At 48.8% G+C, this 24,396-nt stretch carries 20 protein-coding genes; 8 read left to right on the forward strand and 12 right to left on the reverse strand.

Going from position 1 to position 24,396, the window contains the following annotated elements; translation table 11 throughout:
- The first annotated feature begins 15 nt into the window (after nt 1-15).
- The 3 genes from B5M13_RS02105 to B5M13_RS02115 all read left to right on the forward strand — a co-directional run bounded on the left by B5M13_RS02105 (nt 16) and on the right by B5M13_RS02115 (nt 3,560).
- On the forward strand, nt 16-591 hold the full coding sequence (locus B5M13_RS02105) for a thioredoxin family protein (RefSeq protein WP_080054076.1): 576 nt from the start codon (nt 16-18) through the stop codon (nt 589-591).
- A gap of 128 nt (nt 592-719) precedes the next feature.
- Nucleotides 720-1,265 carry a sll1863 family stress response protein gene (locus B5M13_RS02110; protein WP_080054077.1) on the forward strand — a complete coding sequence of 182 codons (546 nt, stop codon included), beginning with the start codon at nt 720-722 and terminating at the stop codon, nt 1,263-1,265.
- Nucleotides 1,266-1,439: 174 nt separating this feature from the next.
- The gene (locus B5M13_RS02115; RefSeq protein WP_080054078.1) at nt 1,440-3,560 is read left to right on the forward strand and encodes a peptidylprolyl isomerase; all 2,121 of its coding nucleotides are present in this window, start codon (nt 1,440-1,442) and stop codon (nt 3,558-3,560) included.
- A 228-nt stretch (nt 3,561-3,788) separates the two neighbouring features.
- On the opposite strand, the gene B5M13_RS02120 is transcribed toward B5M13_RS02115, so the two are convergent.
- Entirely contained in the window at nt 3,789-4,721 is a 933-nt protein-coding gene (locus B5M13_RS02120; protein ID WP_080054079.1) for an RraA family protein, read from the reverse strand.
- Nucleotides 4,722-4,829: 108 nt separating this feature from the next.
- Nucleotides 4,830-5,768, reverse strand: a complete 939-nt coding sequence (locus B5M13_RS02125) for an RraA family protein (protein ID WP_080059761.1) — start codon at nt 5,766-5,768, stop codon at nt 4,830-4,832.
- A gap of 140 nt (nt 5,769-5,908) precedes the next feature.
- Here B5M13_RS02125 and B5M13_RS02130 point away from each other — a divergent pair, with 140 nt between their 5' ends.
- On the forward strand, nt 5,909-7,348 hold the full coding sequence (locus tag B5M13_RS02130; RefSeq protein WP_080054080.1) for a mandelate racemase/muconate lactonizing enzyme family protein: 1,440 nt from the start codon (nt 5,909-5,911) through the stop codon (nt 7,346-7,348).
- Nucleotides 7,349-7,425: 77 nt separating this feature from the next.
- Here B5M13_RS02130 and B5M13_RS02135 read toward each other — a convergent pair whose 3' ends face one another.
- The 6 genes from B5M13_RS02135 to B5M13_RS02160 form a co-directional block, all read right to left on the reverse strand.
- Nucleotides 7,426-8,337: a TIGR01777 family oxidoreductase gene (locus B5M13_RS02135; protein ID WP_080054081.1), complete on the reverse strand. Its 912-nt coding sequence runs from the start codon at nt 8,335-8,337 to the stop codon at nt 7,426-7,428.
- Nucleotides 8,338-8,410: 73 nt separating this feature from the next.
- Nucleotides 8,411-8,965, reverse strand: coding sequence for a hypothetical protein (locus tag B5M13_RS02140; RefSeq protein WP_080054082.1), 555 nt, complete (start codon nt 8,963-8,965; stop codon nt 8,411-8,413).
- A 206-nt stretch (nt 8,966-9,171) separates the two neighbouring features.
- Nucleotides 9,172-10,080, reverse strand: a complete 909-nt coding sequence (gene rimK / locus B5M13_RS02145; protein ID WP_080054083.1) for a 30S ribosomal protein S6--L-glutamate ligase — start codon at nt 10,078-10,080, stop codon at nt 9,172-9,174.
- 79 nt (nt 10,081-10,159) lie between these two features.
- The gene (locus B5M13_RS02150) at nt 10,160-10,615 is read right to left on the reverse strand and encodes an ATP-dependent zinc protease family protein (protein WP_245859688.1); all 456 of its coding nucleotides are present in this window, start codon (nt 10,613-10,615) and stop codon (nt 10,160-10,162) included.
- A gap of 89 nt (nt 10,616-10,704) precedes the next feature.
- The gene (gene holB / locus B5M13_RS02155) at nt 10,705-11,829 is read right to left on the reverse strand and encodes a DNA polymerase III subunit delta' (RefSeq protein ID WP_080054084.1); all 1,125 of its coding nucleotides are present in this window, start codon (nt 11,827-11,829) and stop codon (nt 10,705-10,707) included.
- Nucleotides 11,830-11,887: 58 nt separating this feature from the next.
- Entirely contained in the window at nt 11,888-13,108 is a 1,221-nt protein-coding gene (locus B5M13_RS02160; protein WP_080054085.1) for a putative sugar nucleotidyl transferase, read from the reverse strand.
- Between the two features lie 86 nt (nt 13,109-13,194).
- Between B5M13_RS02160 and B5M13_RS02165 the strand changes: the two genes are divergently transcribed.
- Nucleotides 13,195-14,259: a hypothetical protein gene (locus tag B5M13_RS02165; protein WP_080054086.1), complete on the forward strand. Its 1,065-nt coding sequence runs from the start codon at nt 13,195-13,197 to the stop codon at nt 14,257-14,259.
- Nucleotides 14,260-14,308: 49 nt separating this feature from the next.
- Here the strand turns inward: B5M13_RS02165 and B5M13_RS02170 are convergent, their stop codons facing one another.
- Complete coding sequence (locus B5M13_RS02170) at nt 14,309-14,530, reverse strand: SDR family oxidoreductase (protein ID WP_245859690.1); 222 nt, start codon at nt 14,528-14,530, stop codon at nt 14,309-14,311.
- 109 nt (nt 14,531-14,639) lie between these two features.
- Entirely contained in the window at nt 14,640-15,548 is a 909-nt protein-coding gene (locus tag B5M13_RS02175; protein ID WP_080054088.1) for a ChaN family lipoprotein, read from the reverse strand.
- Nucleotides 15,549-15,700: 152 nt separating this feature from the next.
- Between B5M13_RS02175 and B5M13_RS02180 the strand changes: the two genes are divergently transcribed.
- The 3 genes from B5M13_RS02180 to B5M13_RS02190 all read left to right on the forward strand — a co-directional run bounded on the left by B5M13_RS02180 (nt 15,701) and on the right by B5M13_RS02190 (nt 19,244).
- Nucleotides 15,701-17,113 carry a sensor histidine kinase gene (locus tag B5M13_RS02180; protein ID WP_080054089.1) on the forward strand — a complete coding sequence of 471 codons (1,413 nt, stop codon included), beginning with the start codon at nt 15,701-15,703 and terminating at the stop codon, nt 17,111-17,113.
- Between the two features lie 115 nt (nt 17,114-17,228).
- Nucleotides 17,229-18,893, forward strand: a complete 1,665-nt coding sequence (locus B5M13_RS02185; protein ID WP_080054090.1) for an FAD-dependent oxidoreductase — start codon at nt 17,229-17,231, stop codon at nt 18,891-18,893.
- 78 nt (nt 18,894-18,971) lie between these two features.
- On the forward strand, nt 18,972-19,244 hold the full coding sequence (locus B5M13_RS02190; protein WP_080054091.1) for a UBP-type zinc finger domain-containing protein: 273 nt from the start codon (nt 18,972-18,974) through the stop codon (nt 19,242-19,244).
- Between the two features lie 41 nt (nt 19,245-19,285).
- Here the strand turns inward: B5M13_RS02190 and B5M13_RS02195 are convergent, their stop codons facing one another.
- Both B5M13_RS02195 and B5M13_RS02200 read right to left on the reverse strand, forming a co-directional pair.
- Nucleotides 19,286-20,818, reverse strand: a complete 1,533-nt coding sequence (locus tag B5M13_RS02195; RefSeq protein ID WP_080054092.1) for a SusD/RagB family nutrient-binding outer membrane lipoprotein — start codon at nt 20,816-20,818, stop codon at nt 19,286-19,288.
- Nucleotides 20,819-20,923: 105 nt separating this feature from the next.
- Complete coding sequence (locus B5M13_RS02200; RefSeq protein ID WP_080054093.1) at nt 20,924-24,094, reverse strand: SusC/RagA family TonB-linked outer membrane protein; 3,171 nt, start codon at nt 24,092-24,094, stop codon at nt 20,924-20,926.
- Nucleotides 24,095-24,396 lie beyond the last annotated feature (302 nt).

Here is a 24,396-nt window from a genome sequence, read left to right on the forward strand (position 1 = left end):
CTAGGTATACTGCTCATGCTGGCAGCTACAGTAGTGGTATATGCCCAGCCGAAAGGCTATAATATTGGTGATGCTGTTGGTGATTTTCGCCTGAAAAATGTGGATGGGCGGACCATCTCTCTGGCTGATTACCGTTCGCAAAAAGGACTAATCGTTGTGTTTACCAGCAACCATTGTCCGTTTGCGAAAGCTTACGAAGATCGGGTTATTGGACTGGATCGAAAATTTGCTCCGCAAGGCTACCCTGTTCTGGCCATTATGCCAAACGATCCGGCGGCCTATGAAGAAGATTCGTTTGACAAGATGAAAGCGCGTGCTCAGGAAAAAGACTATGGATTTGCGTATGTGATTGATGAAACCCAGAACATTGCCCGCGCTTTTGGCGCAATCCGTACTCCTCAGGTATATGTGTTGAACCAGAAAGATGGCCAGTTTTTTCTTGAATATATAGGAACGATTGACGACAACCCACAGGATAGTGCCAGTGTGCATCGCCGTTATGTCGATGAGGCCGTAGGTAGTCTGCTGACAGGTAAACCTGTTCAATCGCCGATTACAAAGCCGATTGGCTGCGCAATTAATTGGAAGTAGGCTAACCCCTGCAAAGACATATAGCCGATTGGTGTCCCCCTTTCGGCTATATGTCTTTGCAGGGGTTCCTCCTGTTCTGGCACATCGTTTGTCAAACTGGTTTGTGAAATCAAACTACACAAACTACTATGAAAAAGCCCGTGTTAATTTTTACGCAAATCAGACATGTAGCAGGTACGCTACTCCTCGTTGCCTCATTGGCGCTGTTGCAGGCTTGTGGCTCCGACGGCAAAAAAGAATCGCGTACGGAAGATGCGCTGGAAAAAACAGGTGATGCCATTTCGGCTGATACTAAAGAGGCTACCGAAGAGGCAAAAGAAGATTTGAAAGAAGCTGGCGATAAAGCCAAAGACAAATCGGAAGAGATTAGTGCTGATTTTAAGCGTGAACGGGATGAAGCTGTTGCTAAAATGCAGGTTCAGAAAGAAAAATTAGACGCTAAAATTGATGAATTAAAAGCGAAAGCCGATAAGCAGAAGGATAAGGCTAAAGCCGAAACTGAGCGCCAAAAAGCCAAGCTGGAAGATGAACGTAAAGAGCTTTCGGAAGATATTGATAATGCAAAAAATGCCACAGCTGATGCCTGGAAGGATGTAAAAAAAGGCTTTAAGCGCGCCGGACGCGATATTGGCGATGCCTTCGATAAGGCAGGGGAGAAGCTCAAGAAAGAGTAATCGGACACAATAAATTTGCGGGAAAGGTGCTAACTCACTGAAAAGTTGGCACCTTTTATGCTTTAAGGGGTGTAGAATCCGCTCCTCACTTTTGAGGATAGATATACAGTTACTACTTGTATTCCAGCGAGGAAAATTGTTATTTTGCGGGCTAAATTGTCTGTTAAAAGCGAAATGTCTGTCATTAATAAGATCAGAGAACGTTCAGGGTTGGCCGTCGGTATTATTGCCGTGAGTCTGATTCTGTTTATTGTGGGTGGTGATTTGCTCGGCGGTCGGAGTTTACTGTTCGGGGGAGACCAACAGAAAGTGGGTGAGATTGCTGGTCAATCGATTGATTATCAGGATTTCAATGCTAAAGTAGACGAGTTGCGGGCGCAGTACGAACAACAAACAGGCCGCGCTCCAGCCGATCAGGAAATGACTCAGATTCGGGAACAAGCCTGGAATCAGCTTCTGTTTGACATCGCCTACCAGAAAGAGTTCGATAAGCTCGGCCTGAAAGTATCATCCGAAGAACTCGTCGATATGGTGCAGGGTAACAACATCAGCCCCGCCGTTCGTCAGGCATTTACAAATCCTCAAACGGGCGTCTTCGATAAAAGCTCGATCATCAGCTACCTGAAAGGGCTCAAAAACCTGCCTCCTCAGCAACAGGCTGCCTGGGCTAGTTTTGAGAAAAACCTGAGTTCAGACCGGCTTCGGGAGAAATATGAAGGCCTGATGCGGCTGTCGGTATTTGCTACTACAGCCGAAGCGCAGAAAGAATATCAGGCTCAGAACACGAAAGCCAACGTGAAATTCCTGTTTGTGCCGTACTACACGATCAACGATACGACCGTGAAAGTGACGGATGCGCAATTGGAAGAATACCTCAATAAGCACAAAGACGATTATCCTGGCTCGGACAGCCGTTCAATTCAGTACGTAACCTTCTCGGTGGCTCCATCGAAAGAGGATAGCGCTACGCTTTATAACGAAATTAAATCGCTGGCTCGTGGCCTCGGCGCTGCCCAAAATGACTCGACGTTTGCCCAGCAAAATAGTGACGTTCGAGTGCCGCTCTACATGACAGCAGGCGAAATGCCAGAACAACTACGGGCTTCGATTCCGACGTTTGCACCGGGTGGTATTTACGGTCCGTTCCGCGAAGGCAACACGTACTTTATCTATAAGTACGGCGGTTCAAAAAAAGACACCAACTTCACGGCCCGTGCCAGCCATATCCTGATTCAGACCAAAGGGTTGGCCGATTCAGCGAAAGCAGATGCACGTCGTCGGGCAGAGGGTATCCTGAAGCAAATTCAGGGTGGAGCCAGCTTCGAGGCTTTGGCGCAAACAAATAGTCAGGATGGTTCGGCACAGGCAGGTGGCGATCTGGGCTATTTCAAAAACAACGGCCAGATGGTAAAACCCTTCGAAGCGGCTGTGTTTGGCGCTACGTCGGCTGGGCTGATTCCTCACTTGGTTGAAACCGAATTTGGTTACCATATCATCAAAGTGACGGAGCCTAAATCGAACGTACTGTACCGGGTAGCAGCTATCGGTAAAACCATTGCCCCAAGCCAGACCACGCGTGACGAAGCCCTTCGAAAAGCCGATCAGTTTGCTGCCGATGTGCATACCAAAGCAGAATTTGATGCGAAAGTTAAAGAAGATAAATCGCTGGTAATTGCTACCGCCGACCGGATTCCGGAAGGAGCTGCACAAATCAATGCGCTGACAGGGCAGGAAGTTCGTCAGATCGTTCGTTGGGCGTATAACGACAAAACCGATGTTGGTGATGTATCAGAGCCTTTTGAAGTAGGTGATCAGTATGTCATTGCTGTGCTGACCAACAAAACCGATAAAGATAAAGTAACTGTTGACGATTATCGGAATGAGTTGACAGCTAAAGTTCGGAATGAATTAAAAGCGCAACAAATTATCAGCAAGCTGGGTAACGCTTCGGGCGAACTCGATGCCATCGCTGAGAAATATGGTTCGGGTGCGCTGGTCGAAACCGCCGACGATATTAATCTGGCCACCGGTTTCCTGCGTAGTGCCGGTGTTGATCCAGTTGCCTTGGGTAAAGCTTTTGGTCTGAAGCCAGGCAAACGTACGAAGCCATTTGCTGGTGAAGGAGGTGTGCTGGTTATGGAAACAACCTCGTTGACACCTGCTCCGGCCGTTGCCGACTACAATATGTATAAGACTCAAATTCAACAAAATAACTCGTCTCGCATCGGTTTCTACATCAACGAAGCCATTAAGGACGCTGCTAAAGTTGAAGACCGTCGGGCTAAGTTCTATTAGTAACTGACCATCGATAGTATAAAAAAGCCACCGCTCGAAACGGTGGCTTTTTTGTTTGCGAATTGAGTATGCATCCATTTAATTATGAACCTGTTTAACCTTTTAACCACTGCTTCCCAATCGGTGTGTTTTGTCATGCTAAGGAATAAAGCCTCTTTAACCAGAGTTAGAGTCTCTTAATCTTAAACTGCTCGTCCCTCTACATAACAGGTTCAAATGGATGTTGGATTACCAGGTTCGCTTGCTCATCATTTTGTCAAGCTCAGCCCGGCTCATGGTGCCTAGCTCTGGATGTTTACTGAGCCATGCCAGAAATTCGGTTTTGATTTCATCGGTCCATTGGCTGTCAATCTGCCCTGTTGTATATCGACCTGACTTAACGACTTCAAAGCCAAACTGGTCTTTACGAACAACAAATTCACAGGTGCTGATGACCTGCTCGGCCATATGGGCTGGTACAAATAAAACTCCCTCTCGTTGCGCAATAACCAGATCGCCCGGAAGTACCATCGCACTCCCAATACGGATGGGGGTATTTAATCCCATAAGTACCATTTCTTCCAGAAAAGATGGGTGGAAATCGCGGACAAAGGCGTTGAACCCCTTGATATTTTCCAGTTCCTGCAAATCGCGGGCCGCACCGTGAAATACGACACCATTACCGGTCTTGCTGAAAATGGCGTTTCCTAAAGTAGCGCCCATAAGGGTTCCTCCACCAATTTTACCAAATGCATCGGCCACGTACACATCGCCTTTGGTCAGGGTTTCAATTGGCCAGGCATTTGTATTCCCTTTGCGGCCCTGTTTGCTGATGCCTCGTTCTTTAATATTTTTCTCTACATCGGGGCGGCTGGGCATAAACATGGCCGTAACGGCACGACCGACCACGGGTACATCATTGTGAATCAGTTTCCAGCTCCCTTCAAACTGATTGACGTACCCCTCGTTTTTCAGTACGGTCCAGGCATCGTCGATACCAATGTGTTTGGCGCGTTCAACCAATGCATCGGAAATTTTGGGTCGCCCATCAGGAAACCGCTCGCCTTTCCATTCAGAGGTTAAAAACAGAAGCTCTTCTTTGGGAAGTGTTTGGCCGAACAGGGCGTTCGAAAGAAAACAGGCAATGAGAAGCGACAAGGCGCTGGCAAGGCGGAAGTTCATTAAATCAACTTTTTAGGTAACAGATAGTAGGAGGGATGCTGAAACGGTCATCTCCTGAGCAAAAGTAGGTTTTACACAGGAGATGACCGTTTCAAATTAGTTGTGGGCTTATTTATGGCCCTCTTTTGCTAAATATGCTTCTATATCTTTCTGTGTAACGGCTAGCTTCTTGGGGTATTTTCCAACCCAGGTTCTAAACTCGCCTTTAATCTTTTCTGACCAGTCGCCATGTATTTCGCCGGAAGGGTATTTGCTCTGCTGGAGAAGATATCGTTCAAACTCGTCCCGTAAAGCCGTCATTTCGGATGCCGAAACCAGCCCTTCGACCAGGTGTGCCGGAATAAATACGACACCATATTCATTCGCGAAAACCACATCGCCGGGAAGTACAGTGACTTCACCAATCCGAATGGGGGCGTTGATAGAAGTAGGCGTCATGTCTTTAATGTACGAAGGATCGTGCCCTTTTACCCAGGCGTTGAAGCCTTGCGTATCCTTCAATTCCTGCATATCGCGTATAGAACCGTAAAAGATAACGCCTTTGCCTGTTTTGCCGAAAATAGCGTTCCCGAGGCTCGAACCAATTAAGGTCCCGTCTTTGATTTTACCGTATCCATCCGCTACATAAATATCGCCTTTGGTCAAAATGTCGATTGGCCAGATATTGATGCCTCCCTTTTGCGAACGTCCTTCGGCCTTTCCCTGGGCGCGAACCAGACTATCGAGGTCGGGGCGGGTAGGCATGAATTGCGCCGTTACAACCCGGCCCGTCATGGTTTCGCCGGGTTTCAGAATGACCCAGTTCTTTTCGACCTGATTGCGATAGCCTTTGTTGCCCAGATACCCCCAGATTTGCTCCAGCGTACAGTTCTGTAATCGTTCCAGCACAATATCAGGTACTTTCGGACGGCCGTCGGCAAAACGCTCACCTTTCCAATTGGCGGTTAGGGCCGTAACGTATTCGGCCGAAGAGCCAATGCGCTGGGCCTGGCCTGAAATGCATAAGGTAACGATGGCGCTTACGGTAAGTAACGATCTCTTTACCATTGTTTTACGTAAAGCCAATTTATTCATATGAAAAAAAAGGGGTTTAAGGCTATTCTACACATAAAAGGCACTGTGATAAGTAAATTACTGCCATTGATTCATTTTATGAGTGAATCGCTATAACACCCTGACTTTTTCCCATGAAAAACATTTTCTCCCGATTGTCGTCGCCCGGCAACGCATCTGACCGCCGTGATTTTATCCGCAACGCCGGATTAGGTGGCCTGTCTCTTGGTATGATGTTCGACAAACTTGGTGGCCCGCATGTTGTCGATCAGGAACTGGAGTTTATTACCCAGAAGGTAAATCGTGACTCAAAGCCTGCCGAGTTGAAGATTACCGATATGCGCATTGCCGTATTGCAAGGCGTTCCGTTTACCAGCCCAATCATTCGAATTGATACTAATCAGGGACTGGTTGGCTGGGGCGAAGTACGCGACGGAGCCAGCGCTAACTACGCCCTGATGCTGAAGAGCCGACTGTTGGGCAAAAACCCCTGCAACGTTGAGCAGATTTTTAAGCAGATCAAACAGTTTGGTGGCCAAAGCCGCGCAGCCGGTGGGGTCTGTGGCGTTGAAATGGCGCTCTGGGATTTGGCCGGTAAAGCCTATAACGTTCCAGCCTATCAATTGCTGGGTGGCAAATACCGTGATTTTATCCGACTCTATGCCGATACACCCGAAGCGGATACCTACGAAGGGTTTGCCCAGAATATGAAGAAGCGCCGGGATCAGGGCTATACATTCCTGAAAATGGACTTTGGTATCGGTATGCTGGCCGATCAGCCGGGTATGCTGGTAAATGCAAATAACTGGAGCGTGAAGCGTCAATGGAGCGATGCTGAACCCGGTAAGCTGGGAAATTACGCCAATACAAAACACCCCTTCACCCGAATTCAGGTTACTAAAAAAGGACTGGATCGACTGGCTGAACACGTTGGAAAAGTACGTGAAATTGTTGGCTACGATACGCCATTGGCCGCCGATCACTTTGGCCATTTCGACGTGAATACGGCTATTCAAATCGGGAAAGCTGTTGAACCTTTCCGACTTGCCTGGCTGGAAGACCTTGTTCCCTGGTTTTATACCGACCAATGGAAACAGATTTCGGATGCGATTGAGACGCCAACGCTTACGGGCGAAGACATTTATCTGAAGGAAGGCTTTAAGAAATTGATTGATGCGCGGGCTGTTGACATGATTCACCCGGATCTGGCATCGTCGGGTGGTTTGCTGGAAACCAAAAAAATTGGCGACTATGCTGAAGAAGCGGGCATTCCAATGGCTATGCACTTTGCCGGTTCGCCTATCTCGATGATGGCCAACGTGCACTGCGCAGCAGCTACCGAAAACTTTGTTGCGCTGGAACACCACGGCGTTGATGTGGTAGGTTGGGAAGATCTGGTAACGGGCATGAAACCCATCGTTGAGAAAGGCTTTGTCCGCGTACCCGAGAAACCTGGTCTGGGCGTTGAACTGAACGAAGAAGTCGCTAAAAAATTCCTGAAGAAAGGGGCCACCTGGTTTGCCCCAACCGACTCCTGGAATACCCGCGATTCGGCAGACCGGGAGTGGAGTTAGTCTGTAAGGCGGGCGGAAGCCCGTGCAGTAGTAGACTTACTTATGTTGCTATACGACTGCACGGGCTTCCGCCCGCCTTACGTTAACAAATCCTCCAGTGCCGTTTTTAAATCAGTGTATTGATAGGTGAAGGTCGTTTCATCGGCAATGCGTTTGTTTAGGACGTAATTACCGCCTGTTACCACAATGGCCATTTCGCCATAGAGTAGCTTGATGGTGAACTCTGGAATATTGGGTAGTATGAGTGGACGATGCAGCACATCGGCGATGCTTTTTGTAAGCGTTTCGTTCGTGACCGGATTCGGAGCCACTGCATTATAGATACCCTGCCAGGTTGTATCGGTTAAGGCTTGACTATACATCCGGCACATATCGTCCAGATGAATCCAGGCGATGTATTGCTGCCCTGAGCCAATCGGAGCTCCGGCTCCTAAGCGGATAGGCTGAGCGATTTTGGGTAACGCTCCTCCTTCGGCCGTCAGCACAACGCCTGTTCGTAAAATTACTGTTCGAATGCCAAGCGATGCAATTTGCAGTTCTGACCGTTCCCAGGCTCGTACCACCTGCGCTAAGAAGTCGGAACCACCCTCGCTGGTTTCAGTCAAAGGCCGATCACCCGTATCGCCCCCATAAAATCCTATGGCTGAGGCACCAATGAATGACTTTACACGGTGATCGTTTTCAGCCAGTGCCTTTGCCAGTAAATCCGTTGATTGAATGCGACTGTTCAGAATTTTTTCTTTTCGGCTGTCTGTCCATCTTCCATCAGCAATGCCTTCGCCAGCCAGGTGAATGATGTGATCGGCCGTTTGGATAGCTTTCAAATCAATCTCTCCTTTTTCAATGTCCCAGCTATAAACTGTCAGGCCCGGAAGCGTTTTGGTGGAATGGCTTAGTAGTGCCACCTGATACCCCTGCGCCTGTAATAGCTGAGTGAGCCGCCGACCGATGGTGCCAGTGCCTCCTGTAATTAAAACCGTTTGCTGCATGTGTACGTGTGAATGGAATGGTCAACTCTACAACCCTATGTTCAATCATAGGGTTTAAGGGGCATCTGTTTATTCACAGATCCCACTCCTTCGGCAAGCCCAACTGCCGGGCATAATGCGCTGGTGCTGTGTAATGTACCCAACTGAGTAACCTATTGATGTCGTCGGCAAATTCAATGTAATAGTCAGGATTGAGCTTAACGACTTTTTTTAAGACTTGTTCGGCTCGTTTGGCGATGTACTCAGCGGCTTTATCGGTGCGTGAATTGTATTTCTGGAGCAAATGGGCATTGTGCTCATAAAACGTATTGAGCATATACAGCATTAGCTCGACCTCGCCGTATTTGTCTTTCGTAACCTTCAAATGGCGGCTGATGTAGCCACTGACTGTTCGCATGTCCATCATGAGCCAGCCAGCCGTATCAGCATGGAGTTTGGCCGTCCGGTCAATAAAGTCCCGAATTAAGCCCCGCCGTTCATCGATGGTTTTACCACCCTCAACCAATTCAAACTGAAGTCGTTCAGTCAGTACAGCATCTTTGGTGATAAGCCGCAGAAGTAGTTTGTCTTTTTCCGCACCCGGCATTCGGACAATCGCTTTTTTCAGATCAGGGTCAAGCGCAGGCATAAGGCAATTTTGAATGATAGAATGACTGAATGACTGAATAGTTGAATTGCTGAATAACTGAGTGAGTGGGTACAGTATAATAAAAGCTTTCTAGCATTTTTTTGGTTGTTTCTCGGAATGACAGAAAATGCTAGAAAATTTAGTTTACAGTGTAGTAAGTAGTTAACCCACCCATTCAATCATTCAACAATTCAATCATTCGAAATTTATACGCCTACCGTATCGCCTTCGTCGGCTTTGATTTTTTCTTCGATGTAGGCAATGATCTCGGCGGCAATATCGACACCCGTAGCTGTTTCGATGCCCTCCAGACCAGGCGACGAGTTAACTTCCAGTACGAGAGGGCCGCGTTCGGAAGGTAACATATCCACGCCCGCTACTTTCAACCCCAGTGCGCGGGCTGCCGAAATAGCTGTTTGTTCTTCATCGGCAGTGAGTTGTATCGATACCGCATTGCCCCCTCGGTGGAGATTGGAACGAAATTCGCCGTCGAGTCCCTGTCGTTTGATAGCCCCTACCACCCGACTCCCTACCACAAACGCTCTGATGTCAGAACCTTTAGCTTCGGCAATGAACTCCTGCACCAGTACGTTCTTTTTCAGACCATAAAAGGCTTCGATGGTCGATTTGGCGGTTTTAATACTTTCGGCCAGCACAACGCCGATGCCCTGTGTACCTTCCAGCAGTTTGATAACGACGGGTGGGCCACCCACAAGCTTGATAAGTTGGGTAACGTCGCCATTTTTAGGATGATTGGCAAACATTGTTTTGGGTAGACCTACGCCCGCTTTTGACAGCACCTGTAAGCTGCGTAGCTTATTCCGCGACCGCATGATGGCCTGCGATTTACCCGTTGTGAAGACGTTCATCATTTCAAACTGCCGAACAACGGCGCACCCATAGTCGGTTACCGAAGCGCCAATACGAGGTACGATGGCATCGAAGGAGGAAAGTTCTTCGCCTTCATACAAGACCGATGGACGGCCTCCTTCAATCATCATCTGACAGTTCAGATGGTTAATAACACAGCCTTCGTGGCCCCGAGCGTGAATGGCGCCAAGAAGGCGTTGTGTTGAGTATAGATCGGGCTTGGCCGATAATATGGCAATACGCATAAACGTGAGAAAGTCGATAGTCAGTCGTAGAAAGTTGTCAGTCGAGAGCCGTATAGAATGTGTAGCAGGGTACTAGCGGCTACTGGCTGATAACCATAGACTGTTGCTTAGCTTGATAAGAGAGATTTTTTTGCGAGACATCAACGATGAATCGATTGCGAAGTAGTTTCCGACCCAGCAGTACCGGGTTTTTTAGATTTTCACGGTCGGCGAGGGTAAACTCCGCCCGGATGGTGCGCCCAAAGAGAATAATGCGAGTTTTAATAACGTACCGTTTTTCGGCGACTCCGAACGAATTGCGAATCATACGCTGGCTGAACTGGTCGCTGTAAAACTCCCGATGGGGCTCGCCTGTTTTGCCAATGAGCGAAAAACGCAATTTTGTTTGTGTCCCCGACTTAATCAGACGGACTTTTTTGCAGTGTAGTGATGATGTATAAGCACCTGTATCAATTTTTGCCTGCACATTCATAAGCTCCAGATCTGGAAAATCGACAAGGTCTGTCATGCCAATCAGTTTCTTGGGCTTAGACATACGAGGCTTCATGCTAGAGCTGTAAAGTTATAATGTTGCAGAGATATAAAGTAGGAGGTGTATGCCTGGGTAAAAAAAACTTTATTGTGCTATAGCTTCGTTTTAATTAATCGGCTGAATGTAAGTGACATATCGAGCATAATCATTTTGGCGCGGGCATTCCGTTCAAGATGATAAGTCGCTTCATTCAGATCGTTGACAATGCGTTCGATATGGTTAGTTGTCAGTATTTTGGCAAAGTTTTTAACGAAAGCCATTTCATTGTCGGGCAATCGTAACAGCTCGGCGGCACCCTGTTGCCAGAGGAACAGATCACGGTAGAGCCGAATACTGTATTCCAGCAGCCCTTTCTGTTTCTCTTTACTGAAACCGTCAAACTGATCGGCCTGTTTGACCAGTTCGATTAAATCCTGACGATAGCAGGTACGCATCCATTCGGCAAACCAGTTGTGCTGTTCGACGGACGCGGTATCCTGCTTGCTGCGATTCAGGGCTTCGGCCAGATTCCCATCGGCCAGATAAGCCAGCCGCCGGGCCGTGGTTTCGTCGAAATTCAGATGCTGGCGTAGGTAAGTGGCCACTTCTTCATCCGTAAAGGCCTGTATGGCTACCCGCTGTGTTCGCGACAGAATCGTGATGAGCAGTTTATCGGGCTGATTGGTCACCAGCAAAAACAGTGTTTGGGCGGGCGGCTCTTCCAATACTTTCAGCAGCGCATTGGCCGACGATGTATTCATCAGTTCGGGAAGCCAGATGAGCATGATTTTATAGGCCCCTTCGTACGCTTTTAGCGACAACTTCTGTAAAATAGCACGGGCTTCTTCGGCCGAGATGTTGCCCTGCTTATTATCGGCGTTTACCGATTCGAGCCAGTTAGGTAAGGTACGATAAGGCGATTCGAGCAGAAATGACCGCCAGTCGGCCAGATACGCTTCGGAGGTTTTGCCTTTCGCCAGATTCGCGACCGGGAATACCATATGCAGGTCAGGATGAACGAGCTTCTGGGTTTTTATGCACGATGCACATCGTCCGCACGAGTCACCCGCTTGCCGATCTTCGCAGTTGACATACTGCGCCAGGGCCAGAGCCAGGGCCAGATTGGCACTTCCTTCCGGGCCATCGAACAGCAGGGCATGGGCCAGATGGTTCGTTTGTACGGCTCGTAGCAACAACTGTTTGGTGTCGTCCTGACCGATTATTTCAGAAAATTGCATAAATCAACATAATTGGGTTCACTTCCTCTCCTGAAGAACTGTTCAGGAGAGGAGGGCCCTACAAATCAAAAGAAGCTGAAGGGTCGATAGACCGGGTACGTTCAAGCCTGAAAATCTCTTCTAAAATCGCTGCCTCTACATCATCGAATACTTTATTGCGTCGTTTGAACGCTTCTGCGGCTACCTGAAGGGCTTTCTCCAGTCGGTAGGTTGTAAAGCCATTGATGGCTCCACCCCACGAAAACGACGGAAGATGTTTTGGAGGAAGACCACTACCAAACACATTCACGTTGACTCCCACGACAGTTCCGGTATTAAACATGGTGCCAATACCGGCTTTAGTGAAATCGCCCATCATAAGCCCACAGAACTGTCGCCCTGTATCGACCAGCCCATTGGTCGAATAGCTATGTAACTTGACGTTGGTATAGTCGTTTTTGAGGTTCGACGTGTTGGTGCCAGCTCCAAGGTTACACCATTCGCCGACAACCGAATCACCCAGATACCCTTCATGTCCTTTACCGCTGTTGGCAAATAAGATCGAATTGCCAATTTCGCCCCCTATCTTGCAGTACGGCCCAGCACTGGTATTCTTGCGCATTTTACCATTATAATGCACCATAGTTCCTTCACCAAATGCACAGGGGCCAATCAAGATACTACCTTCGCTGATAATGGCATTCCGGCCAATGTATATGGGGCCATCTTCGGCATTTAGTGTAGCGGCTCGTATGACGGCTCCCTCTTCAATAAATACGTTTTCGGGAGCATAGCAACGGGTAAATGGGTCGGTAATAGGTTGTGATTTACGCCCTGCCGTAAGAAGGGCGAAATCCGAACTTATTTGATTCCCATTAGCTGCAATAAGGCTCCAAAGGTGACGCATAGTTGGTACATGAGCCTCAAACAAAGTAACCTGTTGCCGCAGATTGGCTAGACTAGAGCCTGAAGAAAGGGTCTGGTCTGTACGTAAGGCCAGGAGTAGACCATCAGAGGCTACCAGACTCTCGCCCAGCGCCAACTGTTTAACGGCGTCCGTCAACTCGTCGGTAGGGCATAGGGCTCCGTTAATGTATACATTGTCGGAGCTGGAAACGAACGGATATTTTGTTTGGAGGTAAGGTTCTGTCAGAAACGAAGCGGTAGTCGATAAACGGGTTGCCCACTTCTCGGCTATCGTCAGAATACCAACACGGATGTCGGCCACTGGCCGGGTGAACGTAAAGGGTAGCAAAGCGGTTCGTATAACCGGATCGTCGAATAAAATGAGGTTTGGCATTGAGTAGAGGTCACTGGATCAGGAAGCAAATATCTGATCTTAATCTGGAAAAAGAGAACACATGAAACAGTACTTTTACCAAAACTATGGCTTCCCCGACGATCGATTTTATAATCCGGCGCATCGCCAGTTTGCAGGATGATGATGGCTTATTTCCCGCCATTCGCCGGAATGACCAACTGGGGTATCGTCGGCCCGATACGAATGTATTTTTTACGGCTATTACGGTTTTTACACTGCAATACCTGCGGCAAAACGTATCGCCAACGAGCCAGTCTTTGATCGATCAGATGATCGAGCGGGCGCGAAGGGCCTATCCGATTTTTCGGAATAAAGACGGATTGAATACGTACAACTTCTGGCCAACGCAACCGTCCCGACATTTTCCTAATGGCTATCTGTTTCGTCGGTTTGAACACTTTCGTATTCCCGATGATATCGATGATACGGCCATGGTTTATCTGACGAGTGAACCATCATCGGCTGATACGCTGTGGTTAAAAGACAAACTCAGCCAGCACGCCAATGGAAGCCAGCGCCACCAGATTCGGAACACTTTTCCCGATTACCGTCATTTGCGGGCTTATTCGACCTGGTTTGGTAAAAACATGGGCGTCGATTTTGATGCCTGTGCATTGAGTAATATGCTCTACTGTATTTATCGCTACAACTTACCGCTTAATCAGCATGATGCCGATTCTTTGTATTATCTGCGCTCCATCGTAGAAACGGGGCGCTATCGATCTGAACCGTTTCAGTGCGCTCCTCACTACGCCCGTACATCGCTTATTGTCTACCATATAGTTCGCTTGATGGCTGCTTTCCCGATTCCTGACCTGGCCTTTATTCGTGAACGGCTTATTGCAGATGCTTATCAGGAATTGGGCCAGGCTACCAATACAGTTGAGCAGTGTATGCTGGCTACGGCGTTGCAACGGCTAGGCGAATCGCGTCCATCCATCTTGCTGGATACTATCGAGTCAGATGTCAAAACCTTCCACTTTTTCATTGCTGGCCTGTTAACCGCTTACCAGCAACCCTGGCTCCGTCGGTTTGCCGATCGCTCCATCGTTCAGATGCGCTGGCACTGCGAAGCTCATAGCTGGGCGCTGGTAGCGGAGTATTTAATGATTGACTTGTTGAATGATTGACTTGTTGAATACGACTTGCTTCAGCTATTCAACAAGTCAATCATTAAAGCTAAAGTCCCATTCCGCCATCCACGAAAATGGTTTGGTCGGTGATGTAACGACCTGCGTCGGAACAAAGTAAGAGAGCCATACCGGCAATGTCGTTGGGTTGGCCTTCGAATCCGACCGGTATGCTCATGCGTTGGCTAATGTCGTCAGGAATGGGTGGGGTTGGTTCGTCGGTTCGGGGCGTTTCGACGACACCGGGTGAGAGGTTATTGACCGTGTGCATTTTTACCACGTAGATTGAATAAGTCTTTGAGCATGGTGTTGGTCGAATACGTCTGAAGAAAGAACCAGAAACAAAGCCATACATCTTAAAAACTTATTAACCGTCAGGATCAATACGTTTTGGTCATGTCAACAGGTATAGTGATCAGGAAATCGGCCAGGTTCTGGTTTTCGGCGGCTGGCTTATTGACATCAAGTACTTCGACGGAAGAGATCGTCATAATTTTCAGATCGGGCTGTTTCTGTCGCAGATACCAGACAATACCCTCGAAATTTTTGGAGTGATAGTCGCCATTAAAATGCAGGAACGTCTGGCCTGATTGGTGGTTTTGCAAAATAAAATAGGCCATGGTCGCATCCTTAATTGCCTGGGCACGGGCAAAATTGGCAGCCATGTCGCTGGGTGTTTTGCTGCTGGTCGTTGTCTGCGGGTTGGTTGTTCCACTGTGTGAAGCATTGCCCATCATGTCGATCATGGCTTGGTAACCAGGCAGCGTAAGATCAACAGTCAGCGGTAAGGGGGCTATCTGGCGTTTGGCATCGGCCGAAAGTGTGTCGAGTGCCGACAGCCCCTGGCGCGACACTAGTCGGGCATAAACGCGAGGTACATTGGTGGCGATGAACGGAATATGTTGCTCACGGGCAAAATCGGTAATTGGTTTATAGTCGGTTGTGAAATTTGGCCAGAGCCGGGCCTGTGTGGCGAGTTCTTTGGCTGTCGTTTTAGCCTGAATATAATCGCTGAGGGCGGTTTGGTTGTCGGTTTCGAACATTTCCGCGCCAAGTACCAAACTTCCTTTTTTTGCCGTCTGTACGTCTTTAGTGAGTTGAAGTTCGAGCCAGTGACAGATGGGGTTGTTGTGCAACTCGCCAAACAGAACCACATCGGCTTCGGTAGCCTGATGAAGAAGCTTCGCGTAGGTCGTTGCTTTCAACGTGGATGTATACAGTCGGTAGGCCGGTTTGTCAGGGCGAAAGGAGAAGGCCATCAGGCAAAGAGCAAACAAAGTCAGTCGCATTTGCGGTATAGTGAAGTTTTCTTACCAAAAATTCTGCAATTTTCAGAAAAATCGCAATCAATGGCTATTGGGTAACCAATCGGAGGAACAATTCGTTACCTGACTGACTTGTCAAAAGTTGTACTATTGTGTAGCCCTCAACGCCAGTCAATATGACTCTGTTAGAGAATCTTCGCCAGTTTCCAGCGTTTGAATCCGTACCTGACGATCAATTGCAATGGGTAATCGAACGCGCTGAAGTCGTACTATTTCCCGACGAAACGATTCTATTTAAACCCGGTGAGCCAGTAGAGTTTTTGATCTTACTACTCGAAGGGCGAATCCGGGTCGAAGCAGCGTCCAATGGATCGGGTGATGAACTGATTGTTTACGAACAGCATGCCATTCTTGGCGTGTTGCCATTTTCGCGCATGAAAAGCATTCCGAATCGATTGATTGCGGATAAAGGCTCACGCATCCTTCAACTTCATCGTGATCATCTTCAGGCATTAATTCGGGCTTGCTATGAACTTACCGAAGTATTGGTCCATCAGATGACCACGCGGGTGCGAGATTTTACCAAGCTGACCCAGCAAAATGAGAAAATGGCTTCACTTGGTCGGTTGTCGGCGGGGCTGGCTCATGAACTGAATAACCCGGTTGCGGCAGTGGTTCGATCGGCTGAAACACTCAAAGCGCACCTGCGGGCAACGCCAGAGGCCTTCAAAACTGTCATGAACCTCAGGCTTACCAATGAGCAGGTCGATTCGGTCAACACGGTCTTTTTCGGAAAACTGGATGCTTGTCTGGCTAAAGGCGCGTCGGCACCGCTAACCTTGCTGGAGCGTAGTAGTCTGGAGGATGAACTGACCGACTGGCTCGATGATCATGGCGTTGATGATTCGTTGGATCTGGCCGGGCCTCTGGTCGAATATTGCTTTTCGGTAACGGATCTGGACTGGATTCTGGATAAAATTGGCGAAGCGAACCTGGGCGGAGTCGTTAACTGGCTGGTTAATAACCTCGTTACTGAAAATCTGGTGTTCGACATCAGTGAAGCATCCCGACGCATTTCCACGCTGGTAGGCTCCATAAAAAACTACACGCATATGGATCGGGGCGCTGGTAAAGAATCAGTTCAACTGGCCGAAGGGATTCGGAACACGCTTACGCTCCTGAATCACAAAGTCAAGAGTAAGCACATTACCGTCAATCTTAACTTACCTGATCACCTGCCCGCTGTATGTGGCTGGCCGGGCGAGCTGAATCAGGTATGGACCAATCTGATCGATAACGCCATTGATGCGCTACCTGAGGGTGGACAAATTGAAATCAGCAGCCAGCCCGACCATCAGGCCAACGGGCTGGATTTTGTGCTCACCAAAGTTATCGATAACGGCAGCGGGATTCCGACCGATATTCAGGATAAGATATTCGAACCTTTTTTTACAACCAAAGAAATTGGCAAAGGCACTGGGCTTGGCCTCGACATTGTGCAGGGCATTGTGAAACATCACAACGGCTCCATCAAAGTCCAGTCGGCACCGGGCCGGACCGAGTTTTGTGTTTGCCTACCTGTTCAATGATTGAATTGTTGAGTGATTGAATTGTTGAATGATTGAATAGCTGGCGCAAGCTTTTTCATTCAACAATTCAATCACTCAACAATTCAATCATTGATAACTCTTTCGCTCTTTACCCATGAAACTACCCATTATTTTCTCCATCGACGACGATCAGCAGGTATTGCAGGCTATTCAGTATGACCTGCGAAAACAATACCGAAAAAAATACCGTATCCTTTCAACCAGTTCGGCCCGCGAAGCGCTGGAATCATTGCCCGATCTGAAGAAAAAAGGCGAAGAAGTAGCCCTGTTTTTATCGGATCAACGGATGCCCGACATGACCGGCGTTGAATTTCTGGCGCAGGCGCGTGCGTTGTTTCCAAACGCCAAGCGGGTGTTACTCACAGCCTATTCCGACATCGAAGCGGCTATCCGAGCCATTAACGAGGTGCAACTGGATTACTACATTGCGAAACCCTGGGACCCGCCTGAAGAGAAACTTTACCCGGTATTGGATGACCTGCTGGATGATTGGCAATCCGATTATCGACCAGCTTTCGAAGGACTAAAATTGATTGGGTATCAGTTTTCCCCTCGGTCGCACGAATTAAAAGATTTTCTGGCGGGCAATCTGTTTCCGTATCAATGGCTCGATATTGGAGTTGATTCTCAGGCACAGGAATTACTTGATTTACATGGCTTAAGCCGCGATCAACTCCCCGTTGTAGTCCTTGAAGATGGAACCGCATTAACGCGACCTTCGCTGAGCGATTTAGGCGAAAAGCTGGGTTTAAAACCAAAGGCATCCCAGAGTTTATACGATCTGGCTATTATCGGTGCTGGCCCGGCAGGTTTGGCGGCTGCTGTGTATGGCGGTTCGGAAGGTTTGCGTACCATTCTGATCGACAAGCGGGCACCAGGAGGGCAAGCCGGAACTAGTTCGCGAATCGAAAATTACTTAGGTTTCCCGAATGGCTTGAGCGGAGCCGACCTAACCCGGCGGGCCATCAGTCAGGCGCAACGGTTTGGGGTCGAATTTCTGGCTCCACAAGAAGTTGTTTCCATCAGGTCGCAGGGAGAGCAGTACAAGCATATCAAAATGGCGGATGGGAGCGAGGTGGTGGCAAGGGCCATTCTGTTGAGTACGGGTGTTGCGTATCATAAGCTGGAAAATGAAAGCCTGGACAAGTTCACCGGGGCTGGCGTGTATTATGGAGCCGCTACGACCGAGGCCTATGCATTCAAAGGGAAGCCTGTTTATGTGGTGGGCGGTGGCAATTCGGCAGGGCAGGGAGCCATGTATTTATCCCGAACGGCTTCGGAAGTGGTCATTTGTGTCCGTCGCCCCGACCTGGCCGAAACGATGTCGCAGTACCTGATCGATCAGATTGCCAATACGCCAAATATCAGGGTGATGGGCTGCACAGAAGTAGTTGAAGGATTGGGTAAGGAGCAACTGGAGTGTCTGGTACTGGAAAATATGAACTCCAAAGAGCGGACGACAGTACCAGCCGCCGGGTTATTTATCTTTATCGGTACAAAACCGTTTACCGACTGGATTGAGATGAATATCATTAAAGACGATAGGGGCTTTATCGCCACGGGTCGCGACCTGGCTCGCTATGCAGACTTCAAAAAGGTCTGGAAACATGATCGGGAACCCTATGTGCTTGAAACGTGCAGTGCAGGCATCTTTGCGGCTGGCGATGTTCGGTCGGGCGCCATGAACCGGGTGGCATCGGCTGTAGGCGAGGGAGCGATGGCGGTCAGCTTCGTCCATAAATACCTGGCAGAAAACTAAAAAAATGGACAATGAGCAATGAAGAACGGGCGGCTGTCTTCAGAGGCACATTATTCATGATCCATTGTCAAGAATCCTATGCTTAAACAAACCATTTGCAATCATATTGCCTCGTTGGCCGAATTACGGACTGCACAGGAGTATGTCTGCGAGGAATGCATCAGAACAGGGAGTTCATGGGTTCATCTGCGAACTTGCCAGACGTGCGGGGTTACGCTCTGCTGCGATTCATCGCCCAACAAACACGCTACAAAACATTTTCACCGGACAGAGCATCCGGTTATTGCATCGGCTGAACCGGGTGAGCGGTGGTTGTGGTGCTATGTTGATGAGCAAATCGTATCCTATTAAAAAGCGAAACGAGGACATTCGCCCTCGTTTCATTTTTTGTTTTACTGTTTATCCCACCAGACGCGGGTATCCAGATTATCGGGGCCCTGTCGGTTGATAGCTTCAGTTAGCTTCGCCAGATTTACTGAGGCTTCGGAGTCAGGGTAGGAAAGGCGGTTAATAAAGTTCCCTTTGATTTCCTTACCTGGGTAGGGATTGGGGGTGAGCTTCGGATAACCACTCCGCCGGAAGTTGGCAAACGCTTCGGGGCCGTTTAGCAACGACGCAATCCAGTACTGAGTATTGATTTGCTCCAGTCCGGTAGCGGCAACATATGGATTCTGTTGCAGATAAGCCGTAATAGCAGCAGTCGGTACCAGTGAAGTGGCATCGTAATCGCCTAACCGTTGCATATCCGCCGTTACAGCCGCCGTATAGAAATCAGCCGGATTTCCGGTTGTCCAGCCCCGTTGAGCGGCTTCGGCCAGCAGCAGTTGCGTTTGTGCATAGGTTACCAGGTAGCAGGGGGCGTCAAATTTGCCCATTCGCGTACGGTCTAGCTGCGAATAATCGTAAAAACTCGCCAGGCCATCGGCCGTAACACGCGCTGGAATCGTACCGTTATCATAGCCCATTGGCATACCGATCTGGACGGCTGGGTCTTTACTGGCCCGAGCGGCTGTCTGTTCGGGACCACTTTTAGCACCGACGTACCGAACGGCTATCGAAGTCAACCGTGGATCAGAAGTCGATTTGAGGTAATCGACAAAATTCTTGGTCAGATAAAAGTTTGCTGCTTCCGTAGATGTCAGTGTATTACCAACGCCATTTTTGTAGTTCGCATCATTCTTCACGACCGCATTGTCAGCGTTCGACTGCATTAAACCACCAGCTATGGCCTTCTGAGCGGTGGATTGAGCCAGCGTTGGGTTCACTTTCGACAAACGCATACCCGCCCGTAGCAAGACCGAATAGCCAAACTTCTTCCATTTGGCAATATTACCGGCATACATAACCTCACCCGCTTCGGTAGGTTTCGCTGCGTCGAGGGCAGCCGAAGCTTCGGTTAGCTCCTTAATGATGTCGTTGTAAATGCTCTCCTGCGTGTCGTATTTGGGCGTCGTGTTTTGCGATAGATACCCAAGTCCAGCTTCCGTGTACGGGATGTCACCATAGGTATCGGTAAGTACCATAAACGAATACGCTTTCCAGATGCGGACCATGTTGTACAGGTTGGTCCGATTGGCATCCGACTTGGTTTGAGTAATGACATCAATCAGGTACCGAATATTATTCTGGTAATACTGACGCCACAGACCACCATTGTTGCCCGTGGGCCCTCGGTTGTCGATGTTGAAATTTCCGCCCGAATTAATACCTGAGTTAGGGGTAAAAATCTGCTGGACGATGCCCTCTTCAAAAATTAACGTAGACCCCGGAAACGCCGTATTAATGATAGCGTTGTTAAACGTAAACGTCGGATTTAACGACGTAGCCGCCGTTGGGTTGATATTCAACTGATCGAACCCTTTATCGCAGCTACTCAAGCCAACCAAGGCCGCGATTAGTGGTGTATAGAGAAATGTCTTTTTCATGATAGAAGAGTTGTCGATTTACGATATTCGGTTTTCTGTTTTCGGTGGCCGACACAAGGCCGCTTTGCGTAACCGAGTTCTGTAAAACCGCAGATCGTAACCCGTTTAAAATTTAACGTTCAGGTTAAAGCCAATACTGCGTGTGGTGGGCAGACCTGTTGATTCCAGACCAACCAGATTATCGGAACTAAAGCCGAATTGTTCAGGATCGATGTTTGGCACCCATTTCTTCAGAATGGCTACGTTGTTGGCGATAGCACTTACCCGAATGCCTTTGATAAACAGCGATTTTGGCAAGAAATGCGTGAAGTCGTAACCGAGGCTGATCTGGCGAAGTTTCCAGAAACCGGCATCGTAGACCACCTGCTCACCCAGACTCTTTGTACGACCTACCGAATAGTAATCCTGTACAAATGCCCGAACAGCGTTTGTTTCACCTTTTTCGTTAACCCCTACACCCACCATTTTATTGTCGGCTTCTCCGCGACCAACCAGGGTTTCTTTCTGTAAACCATGCCGGAACGCATTCAGGTTTGTACCCGAGATCATTTTACCACCCAGTTTGAAGTCGATCAGAAACGACAGGTTAATGCCTTTATAGTTGAATGTATTGGTAATACCGCCAACATATTTCGGAATAGCCGAACCAAACGAGATCGGCGTAGCCGTACGATTAGGCTGGCCATCGCCCCCATGTATGATACGTCCCTGTGCATCGCGTGCGTAACCGTACGTATACAATTGACCCAGGGGCATACCCACTACCTGCCGCAGTTCGCCTACGTAAATCCCATTACCAACCACGATCGATTCACCAGGCGAGTCGGTTAGAAGGCGCAACAATTTGGTTTCATTATATGAGCCATTCAGAATGACATCCCAGAAGAAATTCTTGGTTCGTACGGGCGATAAGGTGAGCAACACTTCTACCCCACGGTTGCGGCTTTCGCCACTGTTGATCAGCTTCGTCGTGTAGCCCGATGCATCCGATGCCTGAGCCGCTACAATCTGATCGCTGGTGACTTTGTTGTAGTAAGCCATGTCGAGGGCGATTCGGTTGTTGAGCAGCTTCAGTTCCAGACCAAACTCGGTTTCGGCCGTGCGGCTTGGGCGTAGCGTAGAGCTGGGAATGGTGCTGGACGTGATGTTGCCGACCGGCTGACCCGCGAAGGTGGCTGAGTTGATTGAGTAGAACAGGTTGTTCGAGTAAGGAGATACGTCGCCGTCGCTACCAACTTCGGCATAAGCTGCCCGTAACTTACCGAAGTTCAGCCAAGCTGGCAGGTTATTGAACGCCTGCGAAAAGACAAAGCTGCTCGTTACCGATGGATACAGAATGCTTCGGTTAGCCGGAGCCAGTGTCGAGAACCAGTCGTTACGAACCGTTCCGTTCAGATACAGGAAGTCTTTGTACGAAAATTCAGCAGCTCCATACAGCGAATTAACTTTTCGCTCGCTAAGTCCGTAGGTAGGATCTTTTAAACGGCCGTTTTGCGGTACGTATAACCCACGAATGACGAAATCGGTTACCATCGTGCTATTCAGGTCGCTCCGGCGGTAGAGCTGGTTGCCGCCAAGCGTAAGGTCAACTCCAATTGAGCCGAATTTACGATTAGCGCCAATCAGAAAGTCGGTGTTCAACTCGCGGAACCGACGAACTTCCTGTACGTAAGCACCATTCACATAACCGGCCGGAGCTGCGGCTAGGGAAGCCTGTCCGGTGGGGAAGTTATAATCCTGATCGCGCGACCAGTAATCCTGCCCAACACGCCCCTGCACATACAGCCAGTCGGTTACGTTATACCGGGCTGATACGTTACCGAACAGACGATCCCGACGGATGTTTTCGAACTTGTAATTCAGAACGAAATAGGGATTGGTCCGGTTCATGAAGCGCGAGTAAATGAACTCATTGCCGGTTGCTGGGTTGATCTGATTGGCTTCCAGGACATCGAGTGGCATCGAGTTGGCCAGGGTGTAGATGACCGTTGGCGTACTGTTGTCCTGCTGGGCAATCTGGGGTGGGTTCTTGTTGTACTCGTTCGAGTAGTTCATGGTTCCCGTTACGGTCAGCCGCGACGATAGGTTGTAGCTGAAGCCCAGGTTGAGTGTTTTCCGGTTGAATGAGTTGTTGGGGGTAATTCCTTTGTTGTCCGTATTCGATAAAGACAGGTTAAAGCCTCCCTTTTCACTGCTCGACGATACGGCTATCGAGTTGGTCCAGGTTGAGCCGTCTCGGTAAAACTTGTTGATGCGATTACGAACCGGCTCATAGGGAACCGTTACCCCACCAAACAGAACCTGAGTTTGCCCGGCGAATTTTTCGCCGAAACTCCAAACGCCCGATGTTGGGTTGGGGGCTGTTGGCCGAACGCCATACTCACCCTGACCATACTCGTACTGATAGTCAGTATAATCGAGTGGACGGTCGGTGGTGAAGTTTGTATTGTAGGTAACACCAATACCCTGGCTGGCACCTCTCGTTTTGGTTGTAATCAGAATGGCACCGTCTTTGGCCCTTGAGCCGTAAAGGGCGGCCGCCGTGCCTCCTTTCAGAACCGTCATGCCCTCAATGTCATCGGGGTTGATCGACGAAAGACCATCACCTCCGTCGGAATAGTTTCGGTCGCGACTGGCCACTGAGTTGTCGCCACCCACGTTACCGTTGTTTTGTCCAAAGTTGGTATTGTCAATGGGAACCCCGTTGACAACGATAAGTGGGTTGTTCTGGCCTGAGAATGACGATTGACCGCGAATACGGATTTTACTAGTACCGGCTGCGCCTGTACCCAGGCTCGAAATGTTAACCCCGGCAATTTTGCCTTGCAGGGCATTCATAAAGTTAACCGTCCGGTTCGTCGTAATTTGGTCGGGGGCAACCGTGGCGGTGGCATAGCCTAGTCGCTTGGCTTCTTTCTTAATCCCCAGTGCTGTTACGACAACCTCGCCCAGGTTCTGTTCGGCTTCCTGAAGCGTAATGGTCAATTGCGTCTGATTCCCAATCGCTTGCGTTTGTCCGGCAAAGCCGATCGCACTGAAAACCAGCGTAGCGTTGGGGCCCACATTGAGCACGAAATTTCCGTTGCCATCGGTCGTGGTACCTAACTGCGAATCCCGCACCAGAATGTTGACACCCGGAATAGGTTGTTGATCCTTTGCCGAAATGACTCGGCCTGTCACCCGGCGGTCCTGAGCCTGGGCTACCTGACTAATCAGGAAAGCGACCCAAAGCAGGAGGCAGCAGGTGCCACCCTTCATTGATAAACTGTGTTTCATCAGAATAAGAGAGTTGGTTGTAGGTTTATTATTTGAAAAAGACAAAATTTTCTTTCTAAATTATACATTAAGAAAGGATTAAATTTGATCTATCTACTTTCTTCATAGCAATCATTCAAAAAATATTTGGAATTATAAATTTGGTTATTCACCTTTGTCTATCAATAAAGAGGATTAGAGATAGGCAAGCGGCTACGTTTGAAAGTTCATTTAGTCAATCGGTTGATAACCAATAAATAATTCATTGACCTGAACAATTGAAATGAAGATTGCAGGCAAAAGATGTCATTGAGACACTTTTT

Source organism: Spirosoma aerolatum (genome assembly GCF_002056795.1).
Classification (GTDB): domain Bacteria; phylum Bacteroidota; class Bacteroidia; order Cytophagales; family Spirosomataceae; genus Spirosoma; species Spirosoma aerolatum.